General features: G+C 57.7%; 12 protein-coding genes. 8 read left to right on the top strand and 4 right to left on the bottom strand.

The genetic code is table 11. From position 1 onward, the window contains the following. Positions 1-88 precede the first annotated feature (88 nt). The 4 genes from RBB81_RS01885 to RBB81_RS01870 all read left to right on the top strand — a co-directional run bounded on the left by RBB81_RS01885 (position 89) and on the right by RBB81_RS01870 (position 5,252). Positions 89-856: a hypothetical protein gene (locus tag RBB81_RS01885; RefSeq protein WP_353072518.1), complete on the top strand. Its 768-nt coding sequence runs from the start codon at positions 89-91 to the stop codon at positions 854-856. Further along, positions 843-2,513 carry a hypothetical protein gene (locus RBB81_RS01880; RefSeq protein ID WP_353072517.1) on the top strand — a complete coding sequence of 557 codons (1,671 nt, stop codon included), beginning with the start codon at positions 843-845 and terminating at the stop codon, positions 2,511-2,513. Before RBB81_RS01885 ends, RBB81_RS01880 begins: the two co-directional genes overlap by 14 nt. An 11-nt stretch (positions 2,514-2,524) precedes the next feature. Continuing rightward, entirely contained in the window at positions 2,525-3,718 is a 1,194-nt protein-coding gene (locus RBB81_RS01875; RefSeq protein WP_353072516.1) for an IPT/TIG domain-containing protein, read from the top strand. 151 nt (positions 3,719-3,869) lie between these two features. Further along, on the top strand, positions 3,870-5,252 hold the full coding sequence (locus RBB81_RS01870) for an NAD(P)/FAD-dependent oxidoreductase (RefSeq protein WP_179586128.1): 1,383 nt from the start codon (positions 3,870-3,872) through the stop codon (positions 5,250-5,252). Positions 5,253-5,350: 98 nt separating this feature from the next. Here RBB81_RS01870 and RBB81_RS01865 read toward each other — a convergent pair whose 3' ends face one another. Continuing rightward, positions 5,351-6,220 carry an aldo/keto reductase gene (locus RBB81_RS01865; protein WP_353072515.1) on the bottom strand — a complete coding sequence of 290 codons (870 nt, stop codon included), beginning with the start codon at positions 6,218-6,220 and terminating at the stop codon, positions 5,351-5,353. A 3-nt stretch (positions 6,221-6,223) separates the two neighbouring features. Continuing rightward, positions 6,224-7,099 (bottom strand): MBL fold metallo-hydrolase, encoded by an 876-nt coding sequence (locus tag RBB81_RS01860; RefSeq protein WP_353072514.1) that lies wholly within the window; start codon positions 7,097-7,099, stop codon positions 6,224-6,226. A 330-nt stretch (positions 7,100-7,429) separates the two neighbouring features. On the opposite strand from RBB81_RS01860, the gene RBB81_RS01855 reads away from it, so the two are divergent. After that, the gene (locus tag RBB81_RS01855) at positions 7,430-8,368 is read left to right on the top strand and encodes a YihY/virulence factor BrkB family protein (RefSeq protein WP_353072513.1); all 939 of its coding nucleotides are present in this window, start codon (positions 7,430-7,432) and stop codon (positions 8,366-8,368) included. Positions 8,369-8,370: 2 nt separating this feature from the next. On the opposite strand, the gene RBB81_RS01850 is transcribed toward RBB81_RS01855, so the two are convergent. Next, positions 8,371-10,254 (bottom strand): M61 family metallopeptidase, encoded by a 1,884-nt coding sequence (locus tag RBB81_RS01850; RefSeq protein WP_353072512.1) that lies wholly within the window; start codon positions 10,252-10,254, stop codon positions 8,371-8,373. Between the two features lie 125 nt (positions 10,255-10,379). Between RBB81_RS01850 and RBB81_RS01845 the strand changes: the two genes are divergently transcribed. The 3 genes from RBB81_RS01845 (at position 10,380) to RBB81_RS01835 (ending at position 14,659) form a co-directional block, all read left to right on the top strand. Continuing rightward, a complete protein-coding gene (locus RBB81_RS01845) occupies positions 10,380-12,431 on the top strand; it encodes a M13 family metallopeptidase (protein ID WP_353072511.1) in 2,052 nt (683 codons plus the stop codon). Between the two features lie 94 nt (positions 12,432-12,525). Further along, entirely contained in the window at positions 12,526-13,974 is a 1,449-nt protein-coding gene (locus tag RBB81_RS01840; protein WP_353072510.1) for a sodium:solute symporter family protein, read from the top strand. Between the two features lie 328 nt (positions 13,975-14,302). Further along, on the top strand, positions 14,303-14,659 hold the full coding sequence (locus tag RBB81_RS01835) for a hypothetical protein (RefSeq protein WP_179586116.1): 357 nt from the start codon (positions 14,303-14,305) through the stop codon (positions 14,657-14,659). 185 nt (positions 14,660-14,844) lie between these two features. On the opposite strand, the gene RBB81_RS01830 is transcribed toward RBB81_RS01835, so the two are convergent. Further along, positions 14,845-15,381 (bottom strand): NAD(P)-dependent oxidoreductase, encoded by a 537-nt coding sequence (locus tag RBB81_RS01830; RefSeq protein WP_353072509.1) that lies wholly within the window; start codon positions 15,379-15,381, stop codon positions 14,845-14,847. Between the last annotated feature and the right edge of the window lie 2 nt (positions 15,382-15,383).

Here is a 15,383-nt window from a genome sequence, read left to right as displayed (position 1 = left end):
ACCGGAGTTGGCGCAGTGTCCGAAAACAGGACAACCGTTCGTAACGTGACTCTCCTGACGAAGAACAGGGAGAGGACGGAGGGACGGGATGGCCTGCATGGCTGGAATGGCCTGGATATTGCGAGTTTTCGCTGGGTTGCGCGCCGTTGTCGTGGTCTCGCTGCTGCTGACGACTGCGATAGCGTGGGGTCAGGCGACTTCAACTGCAGGGTCGCAGACGGTCACGGATGTCCTGCACGAGATGTCGAATCGTGCGGATGTCATCTTCATGGGTCAGGTGCTGGCGGTGCGTCTTCCCGGCGGTACCGGGCCGGCTTCGGGGATCGTCGAGGTCGATTTTCGTGTCGATCAGGCGATTCGGGGTTGCAGAGCCAGCGAACCGTATGTTTTGCGAGAGTGGGGTGGGCTTTGGGCAGGGAATAGCCAACGGTATCGCGTGGGGCAGCGGCTGCTTATGCTCCTGCGTGCTCCGAGCGCTGCAGGTCTGAGTTCGCCTGTTGGCGGACTTGATGGAGCGATTCCGATTCGCCAGAGCACAAGTGTGGCTGCGGTGGCGGATCGTGCGACAACGGCGCCGTCGTTGCCGTTTGTCGATCTTCGCTGGCTGGGTGCGAGACTGCCGCGGACCATCTCTTATCGCAGTGAGCCGGTGCGGCCAGCGAGTACATTCCCCCAGTCGGGGGTGGCTCAGCAACAGGTCGTTACAGCGGGTTCAGCTGTCAGCGATGTGTCGATGATCACGCCGCTCGGGTATCGGAGTTCGGCGGATGCGTCGACCCCCGCGCAGCAAGCGTCGGTGGATGTGGTGCTGGGGTTGTTGAGCTCGTGGCAGAAGGCGCAGCATGTTACGCCCTGACGCCTGCTCACGAACAAAGGTGCGACTGCAAACCCTCTGCAAGCTAATGATCTGGTGGTTTGCAAGCGCCGCGACCGTTTGGGCCGGGGGCCCGCGCTGGGTAACGGGGCCGCCGTACTTTACGACCTCGGGGGTTCCGGTGGTCTGGTACACGAATCAGCCGCTTTATTTTACGGACCCGGGCAATTTGAGTTCGACGGTGAACCACGCGGCTGCGGATGCTCTTGTGGCGGCTGCTGCGGCGGTGTGGAATGTTCCAACCGCGAGCCTGGTGCTGTCGCAGGGCGGCGCGTTGGATGAGCATGTCAGCGAAGCCAATACTTTTCTTGGAGTGAATGGGCTGATCTTTCCGGCCGATGTGCAGAGCAGCAACTACCTCGCCAAGCAGATTGCAGTGATCTACGACAGCGATGGGTCGGTCACCGATCTTCTGCTGGGCAATGGAGCGAGCGACCCTTCGGGATGTCTGCAGAATGGCGTGACCGAGAGCGTCGATTCGATTGTTCCGGCTGGTTTCATTCAGCATGCGATTCTCGTCCTCAACGGCCGGTGCACTGGGCCTTCTCCTCAGCAGCAGATGCAGTTGCAGTATCAGCTGATGAGGGCGTTTGGCCGCGTGCTTGGTCTGGGGTGGTCGCAGACGAACGACAACGTGTTTACGGATAGCCCGCAACCTACTTTCAACCAAGTCATGCACTGGCCGGTGATGCATCCGATCGATATTATCTGCGGCCCTTATAGCTACCAGTGCCTGCCGCAGCCGTTTACGTTGCGGCCGGATGACCTGTCGGCGCTGGCGCAACTCTACTTTATTGCGCAAGGGCAGTCGGGTCTGGGGAAGACGGACAGCCTGTTGAATGCGAATCTGGTGCAAGGACATCTGAACTTTGCCACTGGAGAAGGGATGCAGGGGGTTAATGTCGTTGTGCGCCGTTGGCCGCAGTACACTTTGCCGGCGCAGATTGAAGACTGGTATACCACTTCTTCTGTATCGGGCTCTCTGTTTCGCCGATCGAACGGTAACCCTGTGACAGGTTCCGACGCGTCGTTCGAAGGAAGCGAGGGGAGTCAAAGTGGCTTTTACGAGGGTTATTACATTGTTGAGCGGGTGCCGATGCTTCCTGGCGATTGGCAGATTTTGATCATGGAGACCGAGGCTATCAATCCTTTGTATACGGGGGAATTTGCCGTCGGACCATATGTTGCCAATACTGTTGAGCCCTCCGGGTTGGACCCTGTGCTTCCGGAAGGAATTCTGGGCAGCTATACGCAGGCGTATCTGGACTTCTTACCAACGAACTCGGCGAACTCCTGCGATTCTGGCGCGGACGGAACGGAGGCTGCTCCGGTGGCTGTGGCGTCGCAGGGATTGTGGTCGGGTTTGCTTTGCGGGTATGGACACTCCGCCTGGTCTTCGCTCTCGGTCAAAGCGAACCGATCGCTTACGTTTGAGGTGACGGCGGAGGATGAGCAGGGATTCTCGACAACCGCAAAGGCGATGCCGGTGATTGGAGTGTGGCATACGACCGATGCTCTGGGCTCTCTGCCAGGGGTTGCCGGCGCGGGAGAAGCTTTTAATGGCGCGGCTAACGGCATGACCATGCTGACGACCGCCTTTACGCAACCAAATCAGTTACGAATCGCGCGGATTCGCTGAGCCCTGCTACTGTGAGCGCTGCCGGGGGCACGATCACGATCAATGGAATGGGCTTTCGCACGGGAAATGCTGTGACGGTCAACGGTGTTTCCGCAACGGTTTCGAGCTGGACCGCGAACACGATTGTGGCTAAGGCGCCATCGATTCACGCTCTCGGCTCAAGCACTGCGCTGGTGGCTGATGTAGCGGTGACAGATCTTTCTACAGGTGGGACGACGGTGATGACCCAGTCGCTAAGCTACGCTGCGCCGATGCCTTCGCTCAGGCTGGTGAGTGCGCCATCGGGTCTGGTGCAGCTTGCGCAACCTGCGTCGACGCCATTTGCCGTTAAGGTGCTGAACGGCGATGGAGCGACTCCGGTTGTGGGCGAGGCTGTCACCTTTACCGCTAGTACCGGCATGGTTCAGTTCTCCGCTTGCGGAGCAGCAAGTTGCACCATCAACACGGACGCGAACGGCGTGGCATCGACGCTGGTGACTCCTTTGAGTGCGGGCCCGATTACGCTGAAGGCGGCCGGAGTCGATGGCATGGCCGTTGCTTCTTTCACTGCGGCGGTGCGTGTCCAGACCGTGACGGCGGTACAGGCGATGGAATACATTGTCGCGGGTGCGACCGTTGCGTGGACTCCAGAGGTCAGCGTGAACGATAACTTTGCCTCTACTGCAGGGGTGCCGGTTGGCTGGCAACCGACGTCGGGACAGGTCGCGGTGACGCCGGCGAGCTCTGCTGTGAACTCGCAGGGGATCGCGCAGACCCTCGCAACGGCTGGTCCGTTGGCTGCTGGGGCTCAGGCGGCTCTGTCTGGCTGTGCCTGGATGAACGTCTGTGCTTCGTTCACTACGGTGGGCGTCGATCTCGCGGACCTGCGCGTGATTGCGGTGAGCGGAGCCAATCAAATTGTTTCTGCGAACGGTACGATCACGCCGGTTGTCCTGCAGGTTACGGATACGGCGTCTCGTCCTGTTGCCGGGGCTGTGGTTCAGATCTTCCAGACTGTGGACGCCTGGCAACCGGCGTGTCCGGATAGAGGTCGTTGTCCGATCGCGCCTGTCCTCGCTTCGTCGCAGACGTCAGCTGTCTCCGATATGAACGGTCTCTTGACGATTATCCCGCAGCAGATTTCGGCTGTGGGCGAGACGACGAATCTCGCAGCGGCTACGGGTACACAGGGCTTTATTTCGCTCACGTTACAAAAACAGCCTTGATTTTTCGTCCCGATCCTTTCGTCCTGAGATGCGCTTTTCTGTAACTCCTTCGAGAGAAGACCGTCGAACTTAGGCAGCAAAGCAACGGACAACGCCGAACGGCTCAATTCGGCATCAGATAATGGACACAGCACACCGAGGAGCCTGAACGATGGCGATATCAGCGGCAGCAGCGAGCGGACCTGCACGAAAGCGAGTTGTGATTCTGGGGGGAGGCTTTGGCGGGGTCAATGCGGTGATGGCCCTAGGTAAACTTCCGGTCGACGTAACTCTGGTAGATCGTAGAAACTATCATCTGTTTCAGCCTCTGCTGTACCAGGTCGCGCTGGCGGTGCTCTCTCCGGCCGATATTGCGCAACCTATCCGCTCGCTGGTGCGTGATCACCCTAACGTCGATGTTCTGATGGATGAGGCTATCGGCTTTGATCTGGCGCTGCAGCGCGTTCATCTGAAGACCGGCGTGCAGCTCGAGTACGACTACCTGATCATCGCCACGGGTTCGACGCACTCTTACTTTGGCAGGGACGACTGGGCCAAGCTTGCTCCCGGTCTGAAGACCGTTGAGGACGCGACCGAGATTCGCCGACGGGTACTGCTGGCCTTTGAACTGGCGGAGCGGCAGATGATGGAGGCCGGAACGCATCCGGCGTTGAACTTCGTCATTATCGGCGGGGGGCCGACGGGGGTGGAACTTGCGGGCGCGATCAGCGACATTGCGCGGCTTTACATGGCACGGGATTTTCGTCATATCGATCCTTCGATGGCGCAGGTTCTCATTCTTGAGGGCGGGCCTAATATTCTGGCCGCCTATCCTGAAGATCTGCAACGGAAGGCGCTGGAACAACTCGCCGAACTTAAGGTGAAGGTGCGCACGGGCGCTCATGTCAGCGATGTGCAGCCCGGCTACGTGATGGTTGGCGAAGAACGCATCGACGCGGTCGTTACGCTGTGGGCGGCGGGTGTGCAGGCTTCGCCGCTTGGCAAGCTGCTTGGCGTGGAAACCGATAAGCGCGGTGCGGTGTTTGTCGATGGATATCTGAACCCACCGGGGCATCCGGAGATCTTTATCTGCGGCGATCTGGCTCACGTCGAACAGGACGGGAAACAGCTGCCAGGTGTGGCGCAGCCTGCGATGCAGATGGGCCGTTATGCCGCGAAACGTATCGGGAGACTGGTTGCCGCAGGACTGGGCAGCGATGGGAGCGGCAAGGACGAACAGTTTCGGTACTTTGATAAAGGAGACATGGCTACGATCGGGCGCAAGGCGGCGGTGGCCAACATCGAGTGGCCGTTCAAGGCCCATTGGAGCGGCTTTCCGGCCTGGATGACGTGGCTGCTCGTTCACATCTTTTTTCTCATCGGCTTTCGGAATCGGCTTGGTGTCTTCAGGCAGTGGGCGTGGACGTACCTGACCTTCAGCGATGGCGCGCGGCTGATTACCGGCTCGCAGGAGCTGCCGGGTTGGAATTCACAGGAGGACCACGTAGGTCCTCTTACTACCAAACCTCTGGATATCAATTCGCCTAAGACTTAGCGGGGCATGAGCGAGTTCGCTACCTGGCGGAGACGATCGAACGAAATGAAAAGAGCCGCGCGCTGGCGGCTCTTTTTTGGTAAGCGAAAGGTTGTTCGTTATTTTGCAGAGTCTTCGATCTCTTTCCATTCGGCCGCAGATAACTTGACATCGGCTGCGGCTACGTTTTCTTCCAGGTGCTGTAGGGACGTAGTACCTGGAATGGGTAGCATTACCGGGGAACGGTGGAGCAGCCATGCCAGTGAGAGTTGTGAGACAGTCGCATTGTGCTTCTTGGCGACGGAGTCGAGCTTGCCACCGGGTTGAGCGAGTTTACCTGCTGCTACCGGGAACCAGGGAATAAATCCAATATTGTGCTTGGCACAGTAGTCGACGACGTCTTCGTGCTGGCGGTCGCCGATGTTGTACTGGTTTTGCACGCTTACAATCTCGACCACCTTGCGGGCCTGGTCGATCTCGTGAGGTTTCACTTCGCTCAAGCCGATGTGGCGGATCTTGCCCTGCTGTTGGAGTTTTTTCATCGCGCCGAGCGAGTCTTCGACGGGCACCTTCGGGTCGATGCGGTGCAGCTGCCAGAGGTCGATCCGCTCAACTTTCAACCTACGCAGGCTCATTTCGACTTGTTGGGTAAGGTACTCCGGGCGTCCTACCGGGAACCACTTGTTTGGTCCCTGCCTAGTTAACCCGCCTTTGGTTGCGATGACGACGCCTTTCGCGTAGGGAGACAGCGCTTCCCCGATAAGCTCTTCGCTGACGTCCGGGCCGTAGGCGTCTGCTGTGTCGATGAAGTTGATGCCGAGTTCAACGACGTGCCGCAGTACTTTTTTTGCACCTTCGATGTCTTTGGGCGCACCCCAGATTCCGTCGCCGGTGATCCGCATCGCGCCGTATCCCATGCGGTTGACCGGGAGGTCCCCGCCGATCGAGAACGTTCCGCTTGCTTTCGCATTTACAGTTGAAGTAGCCATACGTTATCGGATGCTCGTTGCCGGACAAAGGTGCATCGTCTCGCCCTCCGCGAGAATTTTTAATTTCCCTTCAATACCTAGTCTTTCAGCTTCTAATTCGAGTCTTTGAAGGGGCTCTTCCATGGGCTCCCGGCCCAGACGGAAGGTACCGTAGTGCATCGGCACCATTTGCTGTGCACCCAGATCAACGAAACCGCGTAGAGCCTCTTCCGGACTGGTGTGAACAGAGCGGTAGCTGTCTGGAAAGTAAGCACCGATCGGAAGCAGGGCCACCTCTGGCCTGAGTCTGGCCCCGATCTCGCTGAATCCATCGAAGTAAGCCGTATCGCCAGAGTGATAGACCGACTGGCCGCCGCCTTCGACAACATATCCGCCGTAGCCTCGATGAGTATCGCGAAACATCCGCGCGCCCCAGTGCTTGCAGGGGGTCATCGTTACCTTGAGGCCTTGCACTTCAATCTGCTCCCACCAAGCCAGACCGTGGATTCTGGAGAAGCCTAGCCTTTCGACGAGATCCTCGACGCCGCGGGGCACGATGACCTCAGGGGTCTGTCCAGTGAGCTTCCGCGTTGCGCGAATGACGCGCCGGAGGGAGGCCATGTCGAGATGATCCATGTGCGCATGGGTTAGAAGGACTGTGTCGATGGCGGGCAGCGCGTCGACCACGACGCCGGGACGCCGCTGCCGGCGGAGTACGATCAACCGCTTTGAAAATACTGGGTCAACGAGCAGTTTTCGTCCGTACACCTGAAGGAGAAACGACGAGTGCCCAATGAAAGTGACTCCGAGTTCGTTGGGTCTTACCAACTCAACTGGCCGAGAGGTCCCGGTCATCGGCTGTTCGTGGCTCTCGCGGACCAGCCGCCAAAGCTGCTCCATCTTTCGTACTGCAAACGGTCTGGCTCGCCATGCTCTCTGCATTCATCTCACCAATAAATAGATGCTCGATCGTGATCTTATGCACCAGAGCCCGGTGGAAAACAGTCATGTTGCGGCTACCTTAGCGCGTGGCGCGGCATCTAGCTTGGCAGAACGCTCGTTTGAACGCCCTCGGTAAGTCATCGAGCGGGCTAGAGGGAGCGCCCTATCTCATCTGTCGACCCAAAACTCGATCCGGTTAGCGGTGCACGGATTCAGCGCCGAATCTGGGATCTTGTGTCTCGTTCTCCACTTCATTCCCTATGGAATCTTGAAGGGATCCCTGTCAGTGTGGTCGCTAAGCATACATGGAGATCTCTTCTCGACGATAACCTGGTAGGCCGGGCTGCTGAACTTGGCTTCTACTTTATCTTCGCCTTGTTTCCCAGTCTGTTTACTGCGACTGCTTTGTTAGGGTTGGCAGCGCGCTCCGCGTCGCATATTTATTACTCACTGCTGGGTTATCTTTCGATCGTTATTCCGCATGACGCTATGGGTATGGTGCTGGGCACCTTCAACGAGACGACGGCTGCAGCTACAAGCGGGAAGCTTACCTTTGGGCTGGTGGCGGCAGTTTGGAGCGCCTCGGTTGGTTTCTCCGCGATTCAGGACTCGCTCAATGTCGTCTACAAGGTCAAGGAGACTCGCTCTTACTTTGCCGCGAGATTCTCCGCCATCGGAGTGACCGTTCTTCTGATGGGGCTGGTTACGCTGATGCTTGCTTCGCTCCTGGGAGCAGACTTCTTAGCTCGCCTCTCGCACCTGCACATCTACGACCACTTTCTGGCTGCGCTTGTGGCGCTTGTAGCACGCAGTTTTGGCTGGCTGTTTGCTGTCGTTTTGCTGTCTCTATTTTTCGCAGTCATCTACTACTTTGCCCCGGATGTGAAACGGAGCCAGTGGCATTGGCTTACTCCTGGCGCCGCTATCGGAATTGTCGGGTGGCTGATCACTTCGACTGGTCTCCGGCTCTATGTTCACTTCTTCAACAACTATTCGGTGACGTATGGTTCTCTGGGTGCGGTCATCATTCTTCTTACGTGGTTCTATTTGACGGGACTCATGCTGTTGCTGGGGGCTGAGATCAACAGCGAAATAGAAGCCACCGCTGCGGCGAAGCGTCTGCTCCTTCTCGAGCAAAACGACCTCGCCGCAGCGGCGGCTTCGGTTACGCAAGCGTCAACTTCCACAACAGGATCTTCCGCTGCTGCTCCTAAACCTGCAGCGTGATCCTACTTCGCCGCTGGCTTCAGAATGTCATCCAGACGATCCGGTACAGAGGAGACGCGCTCCAGCATCGGATAACGCTCGCCTTCGTGATAGTCCAGCTTGACTACCTTGTAATAGCCCGTGTTCAAGACGATTAGCTCGACAGATAGACCGGAGTCCTTCGCATCGTGTATGGCCGCCTTGAGCACATCAGGGGTGTAGGCGCGACCGTTTACGGCGACGATCTTCATTCCCGGGCCGATGCCGCCCTTGTCGGCTTCTCCGCCCTTGAGAACATCAGAGATATTGCCGGCCTTGTTCGCGTGCAGGCCGATGGAGTACCAGAAGTCGAAGGACTCACTCTGCTGGTCTTCGAGCGCGCTCCAAGCGTTGGGCTTGTCACTGTAGGTGAGCTTGTAGCCGCCGTTCTCGAGACCACCCAGCGGCGCGTGGTAGGAGTTTGAGTCGAGTCGGGTGCGCAGGAAGGTGGCCCAGTCGTTCGCGACCACGCTGTTGAGGCCAGCGACGACATCTTCGAAGGTGTAGGGAACGACCTTAGGACCGGTGTCTCCGCCGAGACCATGGAACTTCGCGACGAAATCGTCGATGGTTTTTTTGCCGTTGGTCATCTTACGGATTGTGGTGTCGACATCGAGCCAGACGAGTTCGCCCTCGTCGTAGTAGTCCACACTGAGACGCCAGTTATCCCATCCGCCGCCTGCGGCGTAGAGGATCTGCGCGGCGGTTGCGGTGTCCTGAATATCTCGCCAGGTGCGGCCGGGACGGTTGTCGTACTCGGCCGCGATGGTGGAGAGTCTCTGCTTGTATTGGTCGGGCGTCCAGATGCCGCAGCGTGCGGCGAGCACGTCGCCGAGATACTCGGTCAATCCCTCGTATACCCAGAGGAGATCGCCCTCCATGGGCTTCTGATAGTTGCTGGTTGCGAGGCCAGCGGGCCGGCGGTATTTGCCATTCCAGCTGTGAGTGAACTCGTGCGGCAGCAGCAGGCCGGCCAAGACAAACTCGCGATCGTCAGTGAAGGTGGTTGCCATCACGCGGTCATCGCTGGACTGATGATGCTCGAGGCCGAAGTGCGCGACCTCGTCGCTGAGAGTTACGAGGAAGTGATAGGAGCCGTAGTGACGCGACTTATAGAGAGCGCCGGTCTCGCGCACCAGCTTGTCGAAGTCGGCGATGTGCTCCTTCGAGAGATTGAGCTGTTCGGGGCCGTCGGCTGCCATGTCGAGGTAGTGCTTCGGCGAGATCTCGGGAGCGAGGGGGATTTCGCGGAAGTATCGGCCTGCGAGGACGGGGGAGTCGATCAGTTGCTCGAGGCTTACGGTCTTGAAGGTTGATGTCTGACCGGAGCCGCCATCTTTGTCCAACGCGGTTCCGAGATTCCATCCGCTTGGCAGCTTTACCGATGGAGTGAACATGACCTGGCTTGCGTCGGTGTCGGCAGGGTAGACCAGCAATGTGTTCCAGCTGAGGAGAGCAAGGTTTTCGCTGGTCGATCCGCCTGCGGAGAATCCTGAAAGGGCCGACGATGCGAGGAAGTCGATCTTCATCTCAAGCTGCGTGACGCCCTGAGGTATGGTGAGGTGATAGGCGAACATATCGATCTTGTCGCGCTCCCACTTTACGGGTTGACCGTTGGCGGTGATGAAAAATCCGGCCATATTTTCAATGGGGCCGGTGGGTCCGTGCTCTCCGGGAATCCATTTGGGATAGACGACGGTCATGGGCCCGGCTGTCACCGGCATGACTTCTATTGCATGAAGGATCTTTCGTGGAGCATCTGTGAGATCGACACTTAGGGTGATTGGCGCGGTCTGCGCCCCAGCCATTGAAACGCTTACGGTTGCTGCCAGAGCCGCTCCGGCACACTTTTTCCAAAAACCAGCCATTGTTCCGCCTTCCGCTTCCTTTTTTGTAACAGGGATCAGTCTAACGCCGGTGCACGGCCCCAGGGACGAATCGAACGTGCTTTGCGAGGGTTTTTACGGTTAGGATGGTGCACACAGGAGAACTCATGCTCTCGAAAGTTCCGGTCGCCCTGGCGGCCACTGCGTTATTGCTCGCCGCGATCCAAGTTCCCGCGCAAGAGGCCGCTCAGCCTCTTCAATCGATGCCTTACTCGCCATCGCTTGATCTGTCGAGCCTAGACCGCGGGGCGGACCCTTGCGTCGACTTTTATAAGTTCTCCTGCGGTGGGTGGGAGAAGAAAAATCCGATTCCTCCGGACCAATCTGGCTGGAGTGTCTACGCGAAGCTTGGCAACGAGAATGAACAGTTTCTTTGGGGCATTCTCGAGGCGGATGCCAAGGCGGCGAATCGCGACGCAGTGCAGCAGAAGGTCGGCGACTATTTTGCCGGGTGCATGAACACCTCGGCGATCGATGCGCTGGGTGTGAAACCTGCACTGTCGGGTCTGGCGCGCATCGATGCCCTGAAGACGCGGCCCGAACTCGTTAGGGCGATCAGCTCACTGCACCATGACTACGCAGGTAGTTTCCTGTTCGAATCGGGCACAGATCAGGATGCGATCGACTCGTCGCTGGAGATCGTGGCGCTTGGGGCGGGCGGACTTGGTCTGCCTGATCGTGACTATTACCTGAAGACGGATGATAAGAGTGTAAAGCTGCGTGAGCAGTATCTTGCCTACATCCAGAAGCTGCTCACGCTGGGCGGGGAGTCTGCAGAGCAGGCGAAGTTGGATGCGGATGCAACGCTTCACATTGAGACGGCGCTCGCCAAAGCTTCGCTTACGAGAGTGGACCGACGCGATCCGCATAAGACGTATCACATGATGACGATTAGTGAACTGAGCAAGATCGCGCCCGCCTTCGATTGGCCAAGTTACTTTGAGATACAGGGAGCGCCGGGTGTCGCGAAGCTGAATGTGGCGCAGCCCGAGTTCATGAAGGCAGTGCAGGCGGAGGTTTCGACCGAGTCTGTTGAGGCACTTCGCGGTTATCTGCGATTTCACTTTCTGACGGCAGCGGCGCCATACCTGGCTCACCCGCTCGAACAGGCTGACTTCGACTTTTATTCGACGACGCTACGCGGTGTGCCTGCGATGCCGCCGCGCTGGAAGACCTGCACGCGTGGAGTGGATCGTGACCTGGGTGAAGCGCTGGGACAGGAGTTCGTCAAGCGCACATTTTCTGCCGATACAAAAGCGAAGACGCAGCTGATGACGGAGCAGATCGAGGCTGCGATGAAGCAGGAGATCGAGAATCTCGACTGGATGAGCCCCGCAACCAAACAGGAGGCTCTCCGCAAGCTGCATGTGATTCGCAATAAGATTGGATACCCGAACCAGTGGCGTGACTATACGACGCTAGAGATAAAGTCAGATGACTACATTGGCAATGTTGAGCGCTCTTATCGGTTCGAAGACGCGCGACAGTGGCACAAGCTGGGTAAGCCTGTGGACTTGAATGAATGGGGAATGACGCCACCTACCGTCAATGCCTATTTCAACCCACAGATGAACGATATCAATTTTCCTGCCGGCGTGCTGCAACCACCGCTGTACGACACGAAGCTGGATGACGCGCCAAACTACGGGAACACCGGAGCAACAATCGGCCATGAGCTTACGCACGCCTTCGACGACGAGGGGCGGCAGTTCGACGACAAAGGCAATCTCCGCGACTGGTGGACGCCTGCGGACGCCAAGGGTTTCGAGGACCGTATTAACTGCATTCGTGATCAGTACGCAGAGTACATCGTTGTGGACGATATTCACATCAACTCGAAGCTGACCAGTGGCGAAGACGTTGCCGACCTGGGCGGGACGTTACTCGCTTATATCGCATGGAAGAAGCAGACTGCCGGGCAGCAGTTGGTGAGCGCGGACGGATTCACTCCGGATCAGCGTTTCTTCGTTGGGATGGCGCAATGGGCTTGTGAGAATGAGCGTCCCGAGGTGCTGCGGGTTCGCGCTATCACGGACCCCCACTCGCCAGGGTATGCGCGCATCAATGGCGTGGTTTCGAATATGCCGGAGTTTCAGAAGGCCTTTAGCTGCAAAGCAGGTCAGCCGATGGTGCACGCGCCCACCTGCAGGGTGTGGTAATACGACAGAATTTTCCCGTGGCCGACGGCTCAATCTCCAACGCGAGGTCACGGGTGCGAGGATCGGCTGCCAGACAGTACACTGACCTAACCTAATGAATCTCTACGCGATCGTTCTATCGGTTATTGTCGTCACCCTGCTCACGGTTTCGCTCACACGTCTTGGTAAGGTGAAGACAAAGGCAGACTATCTTGTGGCAGGCCGCTCGCTGCCCGCCTTCGTCCTGGTCTTCACGCTGTTGTCGAGCTGGATCGGCTCAGGGTCGCTGCTCGGCGGGGCGGAAAACGCCTATAAGCATGGCTTCGCGGCGCTTTGGCAAGGAGGTGGTGGCTGGGCGGGCCTGCTGCTGATCTACTTCATCGCCCCGCGTGCACGAAAGTTCGCACAGTTTACCATTCCCGATCTGCTCGAGGCTCGTTACAACCAGGCGGCACGCGTGCTTGGCGTCATCGCGATTCTCTTCTGCTACACGGCTGTTACGAGCTACCAGTTTGTTGGTGGCGGCGATATTCTTCACTTGATCTTCCCGGACCTGATAACCGCCGACTTCGGCAAATACATTATTGCTGCGTTCGTCATCGTTTTTACTGCGATTGCCGGCATGGCATCTGTTGCCTACATGGATGTTGCGATCGGCCTTCTTGCCACTTTTACGATGCTTATAGCGCTGCCTATTCTTGTACATCACGCCGGGGGATGGTCTGCGGTCCATTCGAGCCTTCCCGCAACTCATTTCCAGGTGCTGGGCGATCTCAGATTCATCCAGGCTCTTGAGCTTTTTCTTCCGACTTGTCTTTTGCTGCTTGGAAATCAGTCGATGTATCAAAAGTTTTTCTCTGCCAAGTCGGAGAAGGATGCCACCCGTGCGGTTGTTGGGTGGATCGTCGGTACCGTCATCCTGGAGACTGTCATCGTCGCCCTTGCCGTCACTGGGTCTAGCTTCTTTCCTGGCGGAGAGGTACACGCACGCCCCCGCGAGATTCTCGCTTACCTTGGGTTGCATGGTTTCTCAGGGTCCGCACCGCTTCGTCTGCTGGGCGCGCTGCTGATGGGAGCCATCTTCGCGAAGATCATCTCCACAGCGAATAACTGGCTCTTCTCGCCGTCGACTAACCTCGTCAACGACATCTATCTTCGCTATATCAACCCGCAGGCTTCGAACACGAAGACTCTCGCCGTCTCTCGTCTGATGGTGGTCCTGCTTGGTCTATGGGCGCTCTACCAGTCGCTCCATATAGAGTCGGTGCTGAAGAAGTCGCTTTACGCCTATACGATTTATGGCGCTGCTCTGACGCCGGTCATCCTTGCAACCTTCTACTGGAGACGCGCGACTGCAGCGGGTGCCGTGGCCAGTATTGCGGTGGGCACGTTCGTTACGGTCTTCTGGGATACCGGCTTTGTCCACTCTCATCTGCCGGCGGTCATCAGCGAACGCGACGCTATTCTTCCAGCACTGCTTGTCTCTCTGCTGTGTCTGATCGCTGTCAGCCTATTGACCAGCCCACCGACGGAGAAGCAACTCCAACCATTCTCCGAAGCCTGACAGCAATTCTTTTTGCGGCCTGATGACGATATTGTTCGATACTTACGACATCGCTCCCCAGCTAGGGCGTAATTCTCTGAACGAGGCGACGCCATCGACAAGGTCGCACAAAAGATAGATGAACTACCGACTGGCTCCCGACCTCGCGGCAATGCCCCCTTCTCAGTGGGCGGCCGCGAAGCCTTTTTTCTGCCCGGGCCGGCGCCGTACTAAAACAAAAGCGCCAGAGTGCCCTAAGCTTCTAATTCAAGGAAAAGTGAATTTTCACACTCACTTTTTTCAGTCTGCTGCATCCTATTCCAGTACACATTTTCAACAGGAGATTTTTATGGCACTTGAGACCCTAACCTTCGACTTCAACGCAACCTTCTTCCCCCTGGGTCTGAATTTCCTTGCCGCCTTTGAAAACAGCTCCCTTGATATGGTCCTGCAGGGCTCCACGGCCGATTCCTTAAGCGCCGCAAAGAAAGCACTCGAAGATGAGGATGACGAGTTTGAGGACGATGACGACGAAGAGGAAGACGACGAGGATGAGGATGGTGAGTACGAGGATGACGACGAAGAAGTCGATGACGAAGAAGATGAGGATGAGTACGAAGACGATGACGAGGAAGATGAGGATGACGACGAAGAAGACGACGATGATGACGATGTCGACGAGCTTCAGGTTGGACGGAGAGGGTAACCCTGCCGATCGGAACTCGTTCTTTGGAACCGTACAACTGCTGGCCTGCCTACCTCAGACGCGCGTTAGGCCAGCGCCTCCCCTCATCCTTAAAACGGTGGTCTAAACGAAAACGGTGGTCTAAGCGGTCGGGAGCGAGGGCTAGTAACCTGCCTTGGTTACGATGTTTTTCAACTCTTCGCCAGTCAAAAAACGCCTCTCCTGTCTGCTCCGAAGCGGAATGCGCGGTGGATGAACTCAGGGGTCGAGCTACCCACGTGCGGCGTAATCATGCAGTTGGGCGCCGACCATAGAGCGTGGGCTGCCGGTAGCGGCTCTGGGTCCGTCACATCCAGAACCGCCCTGATTCGATGCTGTTCGAGCGCCTCAATTAAAGCCTCCGTTACAACTACGGGGCCTCGCGCCGCGTTGACGAGAAGGCCTCCATGCTTCATCAGACTAATCTCTGCTGCTCCAACCAATCCACGCGTCTCCGGAGTTAGAGGCACGATGAGAACGACGATGTCGGCCTGCGGCAGGAGGCGATGCAGATCGGTCACGGCGACGATCTCCGGCTCTTTGCGGGGGTTACGCGCCAGCCGCAGAATCTTCGCGCCGAAGGGTTTTAGACGGGTTTCGATCGCCGCACCGATCGACCCATAGCCGACGATCAGCACGGTCTTTCCTGCCAGATCCTCTCCCAGAATCTGGTACTGTCCGACCTGAACGCCGGCTTCGTTCAAAA

The organism is Tunturibacter gelidoferens (assembly GCF_040358255.1).
GTDB lineage: Bacteria > Acidobacteriota > Terriglobia > Terriglobales > Acidobacteriaceae > Edaphobacter > Edaphobacter gelidiferens.
Note: the sequence above shows the minus strand (reverse complement) of the source record. Positions and strands in the feature narration are given on the sequence as shown.